The following is a 17,512-nucleotide window of genomic DNA, read 5'->3' as shown; positions in this document are numbered from 1 at the left end:
GAGCAAGTAGCGCGCCAACTTTGCGCTGTCCATCATCTCGCGCCGAAGTTGCGCAGTTGCGTCGGCCGTCTTGCGGCGAATGGCCGAAGCGTCAGCCGATCGGACCGCTTGCGACCGCCACGACATGCGACAGCTTCTCGCGCTTGACCAGCACCGGTTTTTCGTAAGTTTTCTTCATGAGACCCCCCAAGGAACAAACCACGGCATGAGCATGATGGGTAGTCGCGCCCACTGTCAAGCCGGCCAGGCCGCCAGGGTTGCCTTCCTGCCCCTGGGTAAGCTATGAGTCCGCCGGGCTTTGGGGAGTGAACTGTATGCGTTACAATTGGGAACGGGCTCCGACGGCGTTCGAGCGCCATCGGAAGGCGCTTGCGGCGGCCATCCTGATCGCGGGCGGCGTCGGGCTGATGCTGGCGGCGCTGCCGCTTTAAGTCGGCTGATGTCGCGGACCGTGACGGCGACGCCTCCAGATAGGCGCCGAACGGAGCCGTTTACCGGCGATGTCGACCAAAATGCAGGAAGACATGGCCGGCGAAAAACGACTTGAAGCGTTTTGCGCTTCACAGAACGGCGAACCGCTCCATCTCCTTGTTTTTACGCAATTCCGGACGGAAAACCGTTTCACACTTTTTCCTGGAATTGCTCTAAGCTAACCCCAGACGGCAGAATGTCCTGGGAGGAAGGCGGATGGCCTCACGTTACCATGAAGTCTATGAGGGCTGGAAACGCGACCCCATAGGGTTCTGGGCCGAGGCGGCCAAGGCGATCGACTGGTATAGGCCGGCCGACAAGGTCTTCGATCCTGCAGAAGGCGTCTATGGCCGCTGGTTCACCGGTGCAACCTGCAACACCTGCTACAACGCAATCGACCGCCATGTCGCGGGCGGCCGCGCCGACCAGCTGGCGCTGATCCACGACAGCGCGATCACCGGCGCGATCCGAAAATTCACCTATGCCGAATTGAAGCGCGAGGTCCTCGCCCTCGCCTCGGTGCTGAGGCATCGCGGCATCGGCAAGGGCGACCGCGTCATCATCTACATGCCGATGGTGGCGGAAGCTGCCATCGCCATGCTTGCCTCAGCGAGGCTGGGCGCCGTGCATTCCGTGGTATTCGGCGGCTTCGCCTCGCATGAGCTCGCCACCCGCATCGACGACGCCAAGCCGAAGCTGATCATCACCGCCTCCTGCGGCCTGGAGCCAGGCCGCGTCGTCGCCTACAAGCCGCTGCTCGACAAGGCGATCGAGATGTCGAAGCACAAGCCCGACGCGTGCCTGATCCTGCAGCGCGAGCAGCTGCGCTGCGAGATGAAGGACAATTACGACTTCGACTATGCGGACGCGGTGGCGCGTGAACGTGCGGCCGGCGCCAATGTCGATTGCGTGCCGGTTTTAGCCACCGACCCGCTCTACATCATATACACCTCTGGCACGACCGGCCAGCCGAAGGGCATCGTGCGCGACAATGGCGGCCACATGGTCGCGCTGAAATGGACCATGGACAATGAGTTCGGCGTCAAGCCGGGCGAAGTGTTCTGGGCGGCCTCCGACGTCGGCTGGGTGGTCGGCCATTCCTACATCGTCTACGGGCCGCTTCTGCATGGCTGCACAAGCGTGCTGTTCGAAGGCAAGCCGATCGGCACGCCGGATGCCGGCACCTATTGGCGGGTGATCTCGCAGCATGGCGTGGTGGCGCTGTTCACCGCGCCGACCGCGTTCCGCGCCATCAAGGGGCAGGATCCCAAGGGCGAGTTCGTGCCGAAATACGATCTGTCGAAGTTCCGCACGCTGTTCCTTGCCGGCGAGCGCGCCGACCCCGAAACCATCAAATGGGCGGAGCAGAAGCTCGACCGTCCGGTGATCGACCATTGGTGGCAGACCGAGACCGGCTCGCCGATGACGATTAACCCGGCGGGCCTCGGGCTTCTGCCCGTGAAATACGGCTCGCCCGGCGTGCCGATGCCGGGCTACGACATTCGCATCCTCGACGATGCCGGCCATGAGGTAGCGCGCGGCACGCTCGGCAATGTCGTGGTCAAGCTGCCGCTGCCCGCCGGCTGCCTGCCGACGCTGTGGAACGCCGACGCCCGCTTCCGCCAAGCTTACCTCGAGGAGTTCCCCGGCTACTACAAGACGGCCGATGCCGGCATGATGGACGAGGACGGCTATCTCTACGTGATGGCCCGCACCGACGACATCATCAACGTCGCCGGCCACCGTCTGTCGACCGGCGCCATGGAAGAGGTGCTGGCGGCCCACCCCGATGTCGCCGAATGCGCGGTCATCGGCATTGCCGATGCCATGAAGGGCCAGGTGCCTCTCGGCTTCGTCGTGCTCAATGCCGGCGTGTCGCGCGATACCGCAGCGATCGAAAGCGAGGTGGTGGGGCTGGTGCGTGAGCGGATCGGCCCGGTTGCCGCCTTCAAGACCGTGGTGACGATCAAGCGGCTGCCCAAGACCCGCTCCGGCAAGATCCTGCGCGGCACGATGCAGAAGATCGCCGACAAGGAGGAATGGACGATGCCGGCGACCATCGACGATCCGGCGATCCTCGACGAGATCACGGCGGCGCTGAAGGGACGCGGCATCGGCGTTTAGCCGCCCGGCGGCGGCCGCGTTAAGGATCAATTTACCAATCTATCCCGCACTGCAATCGCTTGTTGTGCGGCGCAGCAGCAGACTTTAAAGTTCGCGTGGGGGGCCATACCGAAGGCACGGCATGGCTCAGCACAAGAGGACATTGGGCGGCGTCGACATACTCCGCGTCCTCGCTGCCGACATTACGATATTCTATCACCATCTGACGGCTGTCGCGCTGATGGCGTGGTCGGTGCGCCTCGACCTGTCGTGGCGGGCTGGCGGCGGATCGGGATGATGACCTATCCGTTCTATCTGATCCACGACGTCGTCGGCGCGGCGATGCTCGGCGGCCTGACGCGCGCAGGCGTGCCCTGTCTGGCCGCCATTCCCATTGTCGGCGCCGCCATGATCGCGGTGAGCTGGCTGATCGCGGCGGAGGCCGAGCCGCGCATCGACGCGACTGCCGATCGCGCGCAGGTGTGGAATTGTTTGCATTCGGCATGATATCGAGGCGCAGATCAGTGCAAGTAGCCGAGCCTCAATCCGTGAATCTTTTCCAACGATCGAGACGCCCTCGACCCGCGCCACGCGAGCGCCTCGTCATGGACATGCGCGACATGGTCGTCTACGCGATCGGCGACGTGCATGGCTGCCATGACGAGCTGCGCGCGCTGGAGCAAAAGATCCAGATCGATGCGCAGCGCTTCCGCGGTCGCAAGATCATCATCATGCTAGGCGACTATATCGACCGCGGGCCGCATTCGCGGCGCGTGATCGACCATCTGATGGCGCCGCCGCCGAAGGGCCTTCAGCGCATCTGCCTCGTGGGAAACCATGAAGTCGCACTGCTCCTTTATCTGGACGGTCATCTCTCGCGTGAAACCTGGCTCGGCTATGGCGGCCGCGAAACCCTGTTCTCCTACGGCGTTGATCCTGACCGGCTGATAAGCCTCTACGGTTCGAGCGAGCAGGCGGATGCGCGCATACGCGAGGCCATTCCAGCCAGCCATGTCGATTTCCTGCGCACGCTGCCGGCGATGGTCTGCTCCGACCAATTCGTCTTCGTCCATGCCGGCATCCGGCCCGGCATCGCGCTCGAGGCGCAGGACGAGGGCGACTTGCTCAACATCCGCGAGGAGTTCTTCCAGGCGGCGCATCGCCTCGACCGCTGGGTGGTGCACGGGCACACGATCGTCGACGCTCCGACGCTCGACGGACGCCGGCTCGACATCGACACCGGCGCCTTTCAAACGGGACGGCTGACCGCGCTCAGGATCGTCGGCAAGTACGGACGGCTGCTGTCTTCACAAGATTAGGGCGGTTCAGCCTATGAGGGTGAACCGCCCTAATCTTTGCCTTTCCGAACGGAAAATCCGTCTCAGGCAGCTTGCTTCGCGCGCGTCTCCGACTTCTCCAGATAGTAGCTCGAGTAGCGGTCGAAGAACCTTTCCGAACCGCCGAGCGAGCCGTATTTGGCCAGCTTCTTCAGATCGACCTTGTTGAGCACCGCGCCGATCACCTTGTTGGCGATATAGGGCTCGGATTCCAGCATCGAGCGCACCATGTTGCGGGGCGTGCGGCCCCATTCGGTGACCAGCACGAAGCCGTCGACCAGAGGCGCGAAGGCCTTGGCATCGACGACGGGGCCAAGCGGCGGCAGGTCGACGATGATGTATTCGAACGTCTCCTTGGCGTTCTCGATGAAACGCCGCATGCCGGCCGAGCCCAGAAGCTCGCTGGTATGCGAGAACTGGCCGCGCAGCACGGCGGGAATGATCGCCAGCTTGGTCTGGCGGTCGACCTTGCCGACCGACTGCCAGGTCTGGCCGTTGACCACCGCTTCCATCAGGCCCTGCTCGGCCTCCATGCCGAGGCTGCGGCTCAAGCCCGGGTTGCGCAGGTCGCCGTCGATGAGCAAGGTCTTGGCGCCGTTCGCGGCGAGCAGGCCGGCGAGATTCGCGGCCACCGTCGACTTGCCCTCCCCGGGCAGCACCGAAATGACGCCTATCACCCGGCTGCCGCGGTCTTCCATCACCACGTCGAACGCGATCTTGGCGTTGCGCAGCGTCTCGGCGAACATCGAGGCCGGGGCGTCGATGCTGACACGCATGCGCGCCCGCCTCTCAGCCGCGGAGAGACTGGCCACCTTGCCGTCGGCCGGCAGGTCGTCGGCTTTGGTATCCTTAGCCTTGCCGCCGCCGATCGTCGGCAGATAGCCGAGGAATTTCAGGCGGACGCGGTCGCGAATGTCCTCGCCCGTCCTGAAGAAACGCTCGTTGAACTCGTTGAGGCCGCCGAAGCCGGCGCCAAGCATCAGGCCGAGCACCAGCGACAGCGCCAGCACGCGCAAGGTGCGGGGGCTGGAAGCCGCGAGCGGCATCGTCGCGTCGGAAATGATGCGGACCTTGCCGACCGGGAAGGACTGCTGCTGCGAGGCCTCCTCATAGCGGCTGAGGAAGGTCTGGTAGAGCGTGGTCAGCGCCTGCGCCTGCTGGTCGAGCTCCTTCAGCTTCACCTGCGACTGGTTGTCGATCGAGCTCTTGCCGGCGGCGGTGGAAATCTTGTCGCGCAAAGCCGTTTCGCGCGCCTGCGCCACCTCGAAATCGTTGCGGTAGCTTTCGGTGAGCTGCTTCAGCTGGCCGAAGATCTGCGCCGCGACGTCGGCCTTTTCCTTGGCCAGCGCGACCGCCTGCGGGTGATCCTTGCCGAAATTCGTCTCGACGTCCTGCAGGCGCTTGGCGATGGCCAGGTAGCGGGTCTTAAGCGCGATGATGACCGAGCTGCTCGGCTGATCCGAACCGATGGCCGAATCGTTGAAGGCGCTTTCGGAGCCGCTGTCGACGATCGCCTTGTATTGCTGGTAGCGGGCGCTGGCTCTGGCGGTATCGGCCTGGGCGACGATGAGCTGCGCGTTGAGGTCGGCGAGCTGCTTATCGCTCAGCAACTGGCCGTCACTGTTGGCGGAGAGCCCATGTTCGGCCCTGAACTTCTCGACTGCCATCGCAGCTCGCTGGGAACTTTCGCGCAACTCTGTGAGCCGGCCCTGCAGCCACAAGGCCGCGCGCTCGGTGGCGTCGAAGCTGGCGTTGAGCTGGTCCGCCAGATAGGCATCGGCATAGGCCTTGGTGATGGCCGTGGCCAGAGCTGGATCCGGCGCCTGGTAGCCGATCGAAATCACGTAGCTGCGGCCGTTGCGCTGCGCCAGCACCTCGCTCTGCAGCTTCAGCACGGCGTAGTCATGAGTCGCCGTCTTGATCATGGCCTGGCGCGTCGCCTCGTCGACATTCTCAATGCCGGGAATGTCGTTCGCCGAGCTGCTGCGGAAATATCCGACCACGCCGCGCAGGAAGCCGACGCCCTTGGCCAGAGCCGACTGAGGCGGGTTCATGAACGCGTCGTTCTGGTCGAGCTTCAGCTTGTCGACCACCGCCGACGCCAGGCGCGCGGAGGTCAGGATTTCGATCTGGCTCAGCAGCGAAGCGTCGGTCTGCATGGTTTGCGACGCCGCCGAAATGTCGTCGACGACCTTGTTCAGGCCCTCGTCGATCAGGACGCTCGCCACGGACATGTATTGCTTCGGCGTCGTCTGCAGATAGATCACGCCCAGAAACAGGCCGATGGCGGCGCAGACCGCCACGACCTTGGCCTGCCGGGCGGCCATGCCAAGCAGACGCTCGACATCGATGAAGTCTTCACCCTTTTCCGAATCGGTGCTGGGCAACGGCGTTCTCTTGTCGAGAGGGAAGTTGGCATAGTTCATAGTCGGTCCAATTCCAGGTTGCAGGCGCTATCGGCCTTGGTAGATCGGCGTCGTGACCAGAAAAGACCGCGCAACGTTGTTGCCAGGATGCGCCGGGCCGGAAGGCCCGGGCGCTGGTGTGGCTGTCGCGCCATCGCGAAACCGCATATGCACCCGAAAGATGGGCATTATGCGGCTACTTCCCGGCGCTCATGCGACCGGACAAATTGCTGCAGCATCTCGAAGACAGGGCCCTTCATGTCGTCGCGCGCCAGGGCGAAGGCGATGGTGGCCTCGATGAAGCCCTCCTTGGAGCCGCAGTCGAACATGCGGCCATCGAAAGGCTGGGCGTAGAAAGGCTGGCTCTGAGCCAGGCGCACCATGGCGTCGGTGAGCTGGATTTCGTTACCGGCGCCGCGCTGCTGGTTGCCAAGCAGGGCGAAGATCTCCGGCTGCAGCACGTAGCGGCCGTTGATGTAGAAATTCGACGGCGCCTTGGCGGGCGCCGGCTTTTCAACCATCGCCGTGATCTCGAAGCCGGAGCCGACCTCGTCGCCGCGGCCGACAATGCCGTATTTGCCGGTTTCGGCCGGGTCGCAGCGCTCGACGGCGATCACATTGCCGCCGGTGCGCTGGTAAAGGTCGACCGTCTCGGCAAGGCAGCCGCGCACGCCGAAGGACACCATGTCGGGAAGCAGCAGCGCGAAAGGCTCGTTGCCGATCACCTCGCGCGCGCACCATACGGCGTGGCCGAGTCCTTGTGGCGACTGCTGGCGGATGAAGGACGTGGCGCCGGCCTCCGGCAGCAGGCTTTCCAGCGATTCGAGCTGCGCCTTCTTGCCGGTCTGCTCCAGCGTGCCGATCAGTTCAGGATGCAGGTCAAAATAATCCTCGATGACCGCCTTGTTGCGGCCGGTGACGAAGACAATGTGCTCGATGCCGGCCTCGAACGCCTCGTCGACGGCATATTGCACAACAGGCTTATCGACGACGGGCAGCATTTCCTTCGGCATCGACTTGGTCGCCGGCAGGAACCGCGTTCCGAGCCCCGCCACCGGAATGACTGCCTTCCTGACTTTCTGCATCTGATATTCCTTCTTACAGAAAAGATTTCTACCTATCGCTGGCTATAAAAACGCCCGCATGCTTCGTCTCCCCGCCCCGACGGCAAAGCTGTGCCGCAACCCTTCTGAGCCGGACCGCGATAGGCATGCTCATATGCCTGATCGCGGCCGGATCCCTGAGCGCCGCGCCGATCGCCTTGAGCGGCGCACGCGCCTTGATGTGTTGAACCAGGGACAGGAACGACGCCGCCTTGCGCAGGCTGCGGCCACGCCTGGCGAAGGCCGCCTTTGCGCTGCCGTCCATGGGAAATACCGCCGCAAAGGCAGCGTCGGCGCTCGTCATCGCCTCGACGTGGTGCAATTCGAGCACCCGTGAGATCGAGCCGGTGCGGATATGATAGACATAGCCGACGGTCGGCTCGACCACGCAGCGGCCGCCGCTGGCAAGCGCGCTCGCCAGAAGAATGTAGTCCTCGCCGATGCGCAGCTTCTCGTCGTAGCGCAGCCTGTTATCGTCGAGGAAGCGGCGCTGGAAGATCGGCTTGAGATAGCCGAAATTGAAGCGCGATTCGAAGACCAGATTGCCGGCGATGTAGTCGGCCAGCGAGATTTCGCGCAGGCCTTCGAGATAGCTGGTTGGGAACATGACGTCGTCGGGCGTACCGTCCTCGCGCACGACCTGCACGTTGTCGACCGCAATTTCAGCGCCTGCCGCTTCGGCGCGGGAGATCATCATGGCCAGCCGGTCGGGAAGCACCGCATCGTCAGAATCGAGCACCGCAACCCAGCGGCCGCGCGCCAGGTCGAGGCCGGCATTGCGGGCGCCGCCCGGACCACGATTGGCGGGCAGCGCCACCACCTTGACGATATCTTGCGGATAGGCGCGCGCCGTATCCAGCGTGCCGTCGCATGACTGGTCGTCGACGACGATGATCTCGACGGTCACGCCGAGTTGCGCGATCGCGCCGGCGATGGCGCGGTCGAGTGTCGCTTCCGCGTTATAGGCGGCGATGACGAAGCTGACGTCAGGCTGCACGCTTGTTCCCTTGTTCTGGCGACGTGAGGCCGTATTGGCGGATTTCACGGACGCCAACCAAACCGCTGACGACACCAACGTGCATAATGCCGCGCAGCACGCTGCGGTTCCGCCGCACCGGGCTGATCGCGGTCAAAATCGCCATGCCGAAGCAGTAAGCGGCCTTGGCTGAAGCCAGCCCGACCTGGCCGGCGCGGCGCAACCCGCCGGCGCCGCGCCCGATCAGATGGCCATGCGTCTGCCCAAAACGGAAGCGGCGGCGGCGCAGCCAGTCGAACGCGGCCCTGGCGCGCGGCACGACCTCGTCGACGAAGGCTTGCGGCGCGAAGGCGATGCGGCCGCCGGCCTTGACCATGGCGTCGAAGAACTCGGTATCCTCGCCGCCGGTCTGGCCGCGCGCCAGGCTGAAGCGCCGGCCGCGCAGGCTCGCATCGGTCATTCTGAGCAGGACGTTGCAGGTGTAGCCGGTGCGAATCTCGCCGCGCACCCAGACCGGCAAGGTGGAATGGAAGTCGCCCTTTTGCATCCAGTCCGGCGCGTCGGGGCGGTAATGCGCCCGCACCGGACCGAGCACAGCCGCGGCGCCCGTGGTGTCGGCGGCCGCTATCAGTTCGACCAGCCAGGAGGGCGACGCCGTCTCGTCGTCGTCGATGAAGGCGACAAAGTCCGAAACGCTGGCGTCGAGGCAGGCGTTGCGGGCGATCGAGATGTTGCGCGCCGGCGCGTGGCGATAGCGGATCGGCAGCTTCAGCTCTTCGGCCACAGCTTTCACCAGTTTCTGCGCGCTGGGCTCGTCGTCATTGTCTGCAATGACGATTCCGATCTCCAAACCCGCAGGCTTCTCCAGCGCGGCGACGGAGCGCAACGTGTCGGCTAGCTCCGGCCGACAGAAAGTGCAGATGCAGATGTCGATCGAGCGCCCGGCCATCACGCCACCTTGCGCTGCGAGCGGGACGTCAAAAGTTGCTGCCAGAACCCGACGGACCAGCCGAAATGCATGACCATCGCCGAGACGCCGGCGAGCGCTATGCCGGCGTTGCGCTGGCGTATCGCCGTCACCAGGCCGTAACCGAGGCACACCGCCGCCCATAAAAGGAACGGCACCGCCGCCAGCCAATGGACGAAGGAAAACAGGGCGAGCAGCACCACGGGCGCAACCAGCAGCGGGATCATCTGCCGGACCTTCGGCACCATGCGGTGCTTCAGCACGTTCCTGGCGCGACCGCGGCCATAGCCGAGATACTGGAAATAGAGGCTCTTCAGCGTCGAGCGCGGATAATAGACCATCTGCGTCCTGCCGCTCATCCAGATGCGGTAGCCGGCCTGGCGCAGGCGGTAGTCGAGTTCGGCGTCCTCATTGTGGCTGAAGCTCTCGTCATAGCCGCCGACATGCCTGAAGGCGGCGATGCGCATCAGCGCGTGGTGGCCGTGATCGACCCATTCGCCCTCGGACATGTGCCGGTGCTTCGAGCCGCCGGTGCCGAGCTTGGAATTCTGCGCCGCCGCCACAGCCTTCTGCACGGCGCCGGCGCCGGCGGTCAGCATCGAAACGACGACCGAATCGGCGCCGGTGGCAAGGGCTTCCCCGACCAGCCGGTCGCAGTAGTCGTCCGGATAGCCGCCATGCGCATCGATGCGGATGAGGTAGTCGACGCCTTCGCCGAGACTCGCCACCGCGAGATTGATGCCGGCGCTCTGGAGGCGCTTCGGATTGGCGAGCAGGATGACCCGGGGATCCTTCGCCACGATGTTTTCGACGATGGCCTGCGTGCCGTCCGTGCTGCCGCCGTCGGCGACGACGATGCGGCCGCCCAGCCGTGCCGCCGCGGGCCGCAATTGGTCGAGCAGGCCGCCGATATGGGCGGCCTCGTTGAGGCAGGGAATGACGATCAGGATCGATGGGGTCGCCTGCGCCATCGGTTCTTGCGCGCCCTCTGCCATCACGCCGCCGCCTCCGTCACAAAGGTTGAAGGCATGGCGGCGAGGCCGCGCAGCTTTTCGACGAAAGCCGCGCAGTCGCTGCGGTCGTAGCTCCAGGTCCGCGGATTGCGCGCCAGCACCCGCGACTTCAGGCCGCGATATCGATCCTGATCCATCCGGCCGAGCATCGCTTCGATGCCCTCGGGCGTGGCTTCGGACAGAAGCACGCCAATATCCTGCTGCTTCAGGAACCGGCCGGTTTCGGTGCCTGCCATCGAGACCGGCACGGCACCGAAGCGGCAGCCTTCATAAAGGCGGTTGGGAAGCAGCCACTCGGAATTCTGGCCAGCTTCGAAGAAATCGATCGCCCAGGAGAAATGCACCTGCCCGTAGATTACCGCCATATCTTCCGGATTGCGGTAAGGGCCGCCGAACGAAAGCCACGGCTCGGCCTCGACGAAGCCATGAAAGTCCGGAAATTCGGACAGCGCCGGACGTCCCCTGAGCACGACCTCGAAACGTCCCGCCTGCCGGCGGGTGAAATCGGCGAGCAGCTCCAGCGAGCGGCGGCAGCGCAGCGCGCCGAACCAGCCAATGCGCCAGGGCGGCGTCGTCGGACCATCGTCCTCGGAAGAATGCGCCGCGACGACGGATGCCATCTCGAAATATTTGTTCTCGATCAGCTCGACGGGTGCGACGATCTGCCCGAAAGGCTCGAAATAGTTCGCGACGAAGGCCGGCGAGCTCGTCACCAGAAGCTTCACGTCGCGGGCGAGATGGCGTTCGGCGCCGCGCAGCGTCCTGCCGACAAAATCGTCGCGCAACACCAGGCGATGGATGTCCAGGCATTCATAGACGATCGGCACGTTTGCCCCGAGGGCGGCGTTGGCGCGGCGGGCCAGCGCCAGCATTTCGAGGTTGCGCGCTATGATCAGATCGGGCCTTGCCATGGCGCCAAGTTTCGCGCCGATCGACATGGCTGCCTTGGCGACAGCACTGAGACGCTGCGCGAATCGGCCGTCGCGAGTCGCGCCGAGGTCGACAGGCTCGATTCCTTCGATCTCGGCGACCGGGCTGGTGGTGCGGCGGAAGCCCGCCAAGGTGACCCTGGCGCCGCCTGCCTTGAGCATCTGTACCCTCCGGCGCACCGCCGGGTCGGATACGTCATGCACAAGGTACAAGACATGCAGCATGTAACTCGACCGCTGTTGGCCCACCCATCGGGGATGCTAGTACAGCTTTTGCTGCATCGCAACAATTTTGGTGCGGCGTAGCAAAGAGCGGCCATCCTTACCGCACTGCACAAATTTCCGGCAGGCTCACAATTGGACCGCCACAACACGCGCGACCGAGCCCTGCACGGGGCCGCCCGGTCGAGCGGAGTCCGGCGGTCCCACTAAAATTATTATGTTGCACCGCAATAAAAAATGGTTTTAAAATCGAAACCTAAAGTAGGCCTTCAGAACTGGGTCTGGGGATCGCCGCGTGCATTTGGTTGCGGTGCGGGAGTGTTGAGTTTGCATGGCTCGGCACTACTGGTGCAATATACGACGACTCCCCATGCCGCTGGTTTGCCCGGGTGGGGTGAAGCATGGCTGAGTCTCTTCGTATTGCCGTCTACGACGACAAATATCCGACAAGTTTCGTTACGCCGCGTTCTTCAAGACATACGATTTTGCGCAAGCGGTTCCTGCCGCTGAACTTCATCTCATCAAAGCTAGAAGGCGTCACGCTGATCGAGCCCGACCGTTCCGTCGATCTCGTACATGCGTTCAATCGGATACCGCTCAACTCGTCGCGATTTGTCATCTCCTTCGAATCCCACCTGCCGCGTCAGTTCGCCCTGCGCAAAAATGGGGGGATAGCGAGATATATGAGGTCGCGGATCATCCGCCCCGGCTGTCGCCGGATCATTGCCCTATCGCATTTTGCCCGCAGATGTTTCCTGGACCAGCACGCCGACAATCCGGACATCGGCGCGCTGACCGACAAGCTTATCGTGCGTCATCCCAACATCATCGTTCCCGCCGTCGAGGACGCGATGGCGGACAATAACGCAGAAGAGCTCGTCCTGACGTTCGTCGGCGCCCATTTCGGGCGCAAGGGCGGTTGCGTGGCGGTCAAGATCGCTGAAAAGGCGATCGAACGGAACCTTCCCATCAGAGTGAATATCGTTTCGAGCCTGCAGGTCGGCGGTCCCGTATGGACCGACCCGACAAGTCCGGGATTCTTCGATCCCTATTTCAAGCTGCTCGACCTGAAGAACGTCCAATATCATGGCGTGCTGGCCAATCACGCAGTGCGGCGACTGCTGCGCAACTCGCATTTCGGCGTTCTTGCCACGTTCGGCGATACTTTCGGCTACTCGGCGCTGGAATCGATGTCCGAGCACACTCCGGTCCTTGGAACGAGGGTCTGCGCCTTGCCGGAATTCCTGGAGGACGGCGTCAACGGCATTTCACTGCCGGTGAGGCTGAATGAAGTCGGCGACTGGTGGAGTCCGGGATACGACCTCCGTGGCGATAGGGACTATGCCCAGTATTTCCGCGATGAGGTCGAGCGCCTCGCCACCGAGGCGATCGAGCGGCTGACTGCCTATATAGGGCGGCCGGAACTGATGGCGCCACTCCGGCGCGAGGCCCGCCGGACCGCAGAAGTCATGTTCGGATCGGGGCCGGCGGGTGAATTTCTCGATTCGCTTTACGAGCGTGTGGCAACGGAACGCGCCAAGGATCCCGCGTGCCTCGATCCGGCGCTCGACACATCCTCCCCGCCGGCCTTCTCCGGCTCGCTCGGCGCCGCGACGCAGCCCTCCCACGGGCCAGTCGCTTCGGCCGCTTGAGAGCCGGCAACCGCAAAGGTTAACATTCTATGACACCAGCGAGGCGGGACGCAGTTTGCTGACCGCTAGGACCCTTGCACCCCTGCCTCCTTAATGGAGATTGATTGTGCGATGCACAATTTCGTGTTGCGCTCGCGAAGCGACTAATCTAATTTTCTTCTGCGGGGGCGGCTGGAGCGATCGATGACGAATCGCGAGATTTGGCTTGATGCCGCCAAAGGCGTTGGCATTCTACTTGTTGTGGCGGCCCATATTGCCGGCGCTGGGACTCAACCCTGGGACTCGGTTTTCGCTAACGCGGTATTGCTGTTTCATATGCCGCTTTTCTTTGTGATGTCTGGCTACCTTTACAAGCCCACGGAACGCAACCGACTGTTCTGGAAGAAGGTGGCTGGCCTAGCGGTGCCATATGTAGCTTTTTTGTTGGTTTTGACACTGGCAGTCATATCCAGGAGAGTTCTGCTCGGCGATTTTCCAGCCCGTTGGCAGATACGCGAGATGGCCGTTAACGATATGCTGGGTGGGATGCGCCTCTCGCGTGATTTTGGCGTCTTCTGGTTTATAACCTGCCTTTTCTTCACCCAAATCATCTATAACGAAATTGCGAATTGGACGAAAAGCCCTAGCAACCCTCGCATGCTGGGCTTTATCGCTCTATGTGTGGTCTTAGGCTATGCTATTCAATTCCAGTGGCCAATGAACCGTTCGCCGTGGGCGGTCGCCGCAGTGCCAATTGCATTGTGCTGTTATTGGTTTGGGCATTTGATTCGGACCATTCAATTTCGTTCGAGGACCCTTTGGATTTTCATTTTGACCGTGGGTGCCCTTGCTTCGGCCGGAGCAGCTAGCGGCGCTGACATTCAGTTCAATATGAAATATTCCATTTTCGGACCTCCCATCCTCGGGCTTCTCATTGCGCTGGCCTTGTCCCTGACGCTTCTCATCATGATACGACGAGCAGCGACAGTTGCGGGAATAGGGTTGCCCTTAGCGAAGGTAGGTGAAGCGTCGTTGGTCATTATGTTCCTGCACCAATTCTTCCATTTTTCCCTCCGGGATTTCGGGGTCGACAATGAGGCGGTCATCTTGGTGGTCGCAGTTTTGGGGCCTTTTGCGATCTATCTTTGGCTGAAGCGATCGGATTCGCTCTCCCCGTGGTTCCTGGGGACAGGTGTTGGCGCGCCAAGTCGCGGAATTTTTTGGCTGAGCCACGGTATTGGTTGGCGGGTCGCGAAGTATCGAGCAACGATCCTTCATTTTGCTAAGCCATACATTGCGCAACTCATGATCGCTCTTCGATGGCCGCTTAGAGGCCAGGGAAGGCCGCATGGTTTGCCTGATGACTTGATCGTATCCTTGACTTCCTATCCGAAACGGTTCGCCACCCTGCATTTGACGCTGCGCTGTCTCCTGTCGCAGACGGTTGTGCCCGACCGGGTTATCCTTTGGGTCACGGCTGAGGATGCGACGCAACTGCCTGCCTCGGTCACAAACCTCAACGCCCAAGGTCTTGAAATCCGCTTTTGTACAGACATTCGTTCGTACAAAAAGATCGTGCCGGCCCTCCTAGCGTTTCCAAAGGCCTACATCGTTACGGCGGATGACGATGTTTATTATTCGTCGCGTTGGCTGGAGCAACTTGTTCAACTGGCGGGTGAAAAAACCGTCGTTTTCCATCGGGCTCACCAGGTCACATTCGATGATGCGGGGCGAATGCAGCCTTACGACCAATGGTTATTTGACGTTTCGGAAACGACGGGAATGCTTTTCCCAACGGGTGTCGGTGGAGTGCTGTACGGCCCTAAATCGTTGTCGGCAGAAACCGTAGATGAGGAACTGTTCATTAAGCTCAGTCCCCAAGGCGACGATATCTGGCTGTTCTGGATGGGACGACGAGCCGGGAGCAAGTACGTGAAAACATCAACCAGGTGGACGGAGCTTCCGTGGAAAGGGTCACAAGCGTCGGGGCTGTACTTAACCAATGTCGGGGCCGGCCGGAATGACATTCAGATCAAGAAAATGATAAGCCACTTTGGCGCGCCCACATCAAAAGGGCTGTCGCCAGAAGAAGCAGTTACCTTTAGCCCTGATGATATGATCGTCAGCATTCCGAAGGAAATCGCTTCCAAAGGCATCCTCACACCCAGTGAGAGCCGCCTTTTGTTGTCCCAGGGCAGCTCGCAAGACGGTGAGCGTCGGTAGCCGCCCGATCCGTGCATTCAATTCCTTGTCAGCCCGTATATTTCCGGCCTAACCGGCCCGCGACGGTCTTAGCTCGCTCACGGCGCACTAGCCGCCCCAGCGATTGCTCCTGCCCGCGCCGTGGCGCTGACCGTATTGTCGTTCGTTGAATCTATTATAAATCGTCGCCGGCTCGACCGCGCTAGCATCAGTTTTGTAAGCCGAAGATCGAGGGTTCAATCCTTCCGGGTGCCATTTCTTCAAACGAAATCAACAGGTTTGAGCAGTGGCCTCTGCTTTGCCGCAAGACACTCGAACGGGGCTCCCACAGGCCTTCTGTCGTAAAATTTTGCTGCATTGCAACAATTTTGATGCGGCGTCGCAAAAATTGCCATATCGTTGCTGCAAGCTTGATGGTGGACGGGGCGTTTCGGTACTCAACGGACGGTCGGGGTCATGGATCCAGGCCGGGCGAAAGTCGGGAATCCTGAATTTGCAAGCCAGTGCATTCGATCCGCCAGAAGGCTCCCTGCGCAAATCGGTCGGACGCGGCGCGGTCGTCACCGCGATGGCGCAAGGCGTACGGGTGGCGACTCAGATCATCTCCGTCATCGTGCTGTCGCGGCTCCTGTCGCCGCAGGATTTCGGCGTCGTCGCCATGTGCGCGCCGGTGCTTGCCTTCATCGCACTGTTCCAGGATTTCGGCCTGACCCAGGCGACGATCCAGAAGACCGGCATCCGCCACGAAGAAGTCAATTACCTGTTCTGGATCAATGTGGCCGTAAGTACCCTGCTCGCCTGCGTGCTCGCGACTTCGGCGCCCTTGGTCGCCGCTTTCTATGGCGAGCCGCGCGTGACGGGCCTCGTCGCCGCCTTCGGCCTGCAGATCATCGCCTATGGCCTGGGAGCGCAGCATGTGGCGCTGTTGACGCGCCGCATGGAGTTCACGCGGCTGGCCATCATCGACATCGCCAGCGCCGTCCTCGGCGTTGCCGTCTCGATCCTCTGGACCTTCATCGATCGCTCCTATTGGGCGCTTTTCGCCGGCACGCTGGCAAGCGCCGTGCTGCCGACGCTGTGCTACTGGTACTCCTCGCGCTGGCGCCCGGGCCTGCCGCGCAAGGTCGACGGCATCGGCGCGCTGATCAATTTCGGCGCCGGCATCACCGGCTTCAATTTCGCCAATTTCTTTGCCCGCAACCTCGACAATGTGCTGATCGGCAAATACTGGGGCGAGGCGCAGCTCGGCCTCTATGACCGCGCCTACAAGCTTCTGCTTTTCCCGCTCAGCCAGATCACCAACCCGCTGGCGAAGGTGATGGTGCCAGCGCTGTCGCGGCTGAAGGACGAGCCGGACCGCTACCGCAGCGCCTATCTGCGGGTCATGCCGCTGATCCTTCTGGTGGCGCTTCCGGGTGTCGCCTTCGCCACCGCCATGTCGGACACGCTAATTCCCTTCGTGCTCGGCGAGCAGTGGAGGGGAAGCGCGCCGATCTTCCTGGCGCTGGGCTTTGCCGGACTGCTGCAGCCGCTCAACAACCCTTCGGGATGGCTGTTCGTCAGCCAGGGCCGTTCCGGCGACTTCATGCGCTGGGGCATCACCTCCGCCGTGACCTCGGTCTTGGCCTTCGCAATAGGCCTTCCTTACGGAGCGCTCGGCGTCGCGGTCGCCTACGCGATCAGCGAATATCTGCGTACGCCGTTCCTGTGGCTCTATGTCGGCAAGAGCGGACCGCTCAGGGCGAGCCATGTGCTTCACGCAGCAATGCCTTTCGTGCTAGGCGCGCATCTGGCGTTCGGCCTGGTCTGGCTCGCCAAGCCGATGCTGCAGGTGCCGCCCGTCGTCGCGCTCGCCGGCGGCGCGGCGCTCTCCTATGTCGCCACCGTTGTCGTCGCGCTTGCCTTCCGTGCCGGCCGCCAGACACTTCGCGAGGCATTGCAGTTGATCCCGGCACGGGGGTTCGTCGCGGCCCCAAGCGAGGCGAAATGAACCCGCCCGGCTCCCGACACGCTGATCTCAGGACAGGGATAGACACATGAACTGCCGATCGATTTCAGCCACGAACGACGCGACCGTGCGCAAGCTGTACCGGTTGCCGGGCGACATCGACTTGGTCGTCGGCGTACCGAGGAGCTGTATCCTCGCCGGCAGG

General features: G+C 62.5%; 14 protein-coding genes. 7 read left to right on the top strand and 7 right to left on the bottom strand.

Going from position 1 to position 17,512, the window contains the following annotated elements; genetic code table 11:
* Positions 1-91: 91 nt before the first annotated feature.
* On the bottom strand, positions 92-190 hold the full coding sequence (locus tag LB565_RS13575) for a putative RiPP precursor (protein WP_224584687.1): 99 nt from the start codon (positions 188-190) through the stop codon (positions 92-94).
* A gap of 497 nt (positions 191-687) precedes the next feature.
* Here LB565_RS13575 and LB565_RS13570 point away from each other — a divergent pair, with 497 nt between their 5' ends.
* From LB565_RS13570 to LB565_RS13555, 4 genes are all read left to right on the top strand, one after another.
* Entirely contained in the window at positions 688-2,595 is a 1,908-nt protein-coding gene (locus LB565_RS13570; RefSeq protein WP_224584685.1) for a propionyl-CoA synthetase, read from the top strand.
* A gap of 121 nt (positions 2,596-2,716) precedes the next feature.
* Complete coding sequence (locus tag LB565_RS13565; protein ID WP_224584683.1) at positions 2,717-2,872, top strand: hypothetical protein; 156 nt, start codon at positions 2,717-2,719, stop codon at positions 2,870-2,872.
* Positions 2,872-3,081 (top strand): hypothetical protein, encoded by a 210-nt coding sequence (locus LB565_RS13560; protein WP_224584682.1) that lies wholly within the window; start codon positions 2,872-2,874, stop codon positions 3,079-3,081. Before LB565_RS13565 ends, LB565_RS13560 begins: the two co-directional genes overlap by 1 nt.
* A gap of 98 nt (positions 3,082-3,179) precedes the next feature.
* Complete coding sequence (locus LB565_RS13555) at positions 3,180-3,893, top strand: metallophosphoesterase (protein ID WP_224584681.1); 714 nt, start codon at positions 3,180-3,182, stop codon at positions 3,891-3,893.
* Positions 3,894-3,955: 62 nt separating this feature from the next.
* Here the strand turns inward: LB565_RS13555 and LB565_RS13550 are convergent, their stop codons facing one another.
* The 6 genes from LB565_RS13550 to LB565_RS13525 all read right to left on the bottom strand — a co-directional run bounded on the left by LB565_RS13550 (position 3,956) and on the right by LB565_RS13525 (position 11,529).
* Entirely contained in the window at positions 3,956-6,337 is a 2,382-nt protein-coding gene (locus LB565_RS13550; protein WP_224584680.1) for a polysaccharide biosynthesis tyrosine autokinase, read from the bottom strand.
* Between the two features lie 167 nt (positions 6,338-6,504).
* Positions 6,505-7,401, bottom strand: a complete 897-nt coding sequence (gene galU, locus LB565_RS13545) for a UTP--glucose-1-phosphate uridylyltransferase GalU (RefSeq protein ID WP_224584679.1) — start codon at positions 7,399-7,401, stop codon at positions 6,505-6,507.
* 28 nt (positions 7,402-7,429) lie between these two features.
* Positions 7,430-8,416, bottom strand: coding sequence for a glycosyltransferase family 2 protein (locus tag LB565_RS13540; protein WP_411970644.1), 987 nt, complete (start codon positions 8,414-8,416; stop codon positions 7,430-7,432).
* Positions 8,406-9,344, bottom strand: a complete 939-nt coding sequence (locus LB565_RS13535; RefSeq protein WP_224584678.1) for a glycosyltransferase — start codon at positions 9,342-9,344, stop codon at positions 8,406-8,408. Before LB565_RS13535 ends, LB565_RS13540 begins: the two co-directional genes overlap by 11 nt.
* Positions 9,344-10,333 carry a glycosyltransferase family 2 protein gene (locus LB565_RS13530; RefSeq protein ID WP_224584807.1) on the bottom strand — a complete coding sequence of 330 codons (990 nt, stop codon included), beginning with the start codon at positions 10,331-10,333 and terminating at the stop codon, positions 9,344-9,346. Before LB565_RS13530 ends, LB565_RS13535 begins: the two co-directional genes overlap by 1 nt.
* 23 nt (positions 10,334-10,356) lie before the next feature.
* Positions 10,357-11,529 carry a glycosyltransferase gene (locus tag LB565_RS13525; protein WP_224584677.1) on the bottom strand — a complete coding sequence of 391 codons (1,173 nt, stop codon included), beginning with the start codon at positions 11,527-11,529 and terminating at the stop codon, positions 10,357-10,359.
* A 398-nt stretch (positions 11,530-11,927) separates the two neighbouring features.
* On the opposite strand from LB565_RS13525, the gene LB565_RS13520 reads away from it, so the two are divergent.
* From LB565_RS13520 to LB565_RS13510, 3 genes are all read left to right on the top strand, one after another.
* The gene (locus LB565_RS13520; protein ID WP_224584676.1) at positions 11,928-13,178 is read left to right on the top strand and encodes a glycosyltransferase family 4 protein; all 1,251 of its coding nucleotides are present in this window, start codon (positions 11,928-11,930) and stop codon (positions 13,176-13,178) included.
* Between the two features lie 183 nt (positions 13,179-13,361).
* Positions 13,362-15,380 (top strand): acyltransferase family protein, encoded by a 2,019-nt coding sequence (locus LB565_RS13515; protein ID WP_224584675.1) that lies wholly within the window; start codon positions 13,362-13,364, stop codon positions 15,378-15,380.
* A 472-nt stretch (positions 15,381-15,852) separates the two neighbouring features.
* Positions 15,853-17,349 (top strand): lipopolysaccharide biosynthesis protein, encoded by a 1,497-nt coding sequence (locus LB565_RS13510; RefSeq protein ID WP_224584674.1) that lies wholly within the window; start codon positions 15,853-15,855, stop codon positions 17,347-17,349.
* The last annotated feature ends 163 nt before the right edge of the window (positions 17,350-17,512 follow it).

The organism is Mesorhizobium sp. CA14 (assembly GCF_020165195.1).
Classification (GTDB): domain Bacteria; phylum Pseudomonadota; class Alphaproteobacteria; order Rhizobiales; family Rhizobiaceae; genus Mesorhizobium.
This window is presented reverse-complemented; position numbering and strand designations above follow the sequence as displayed.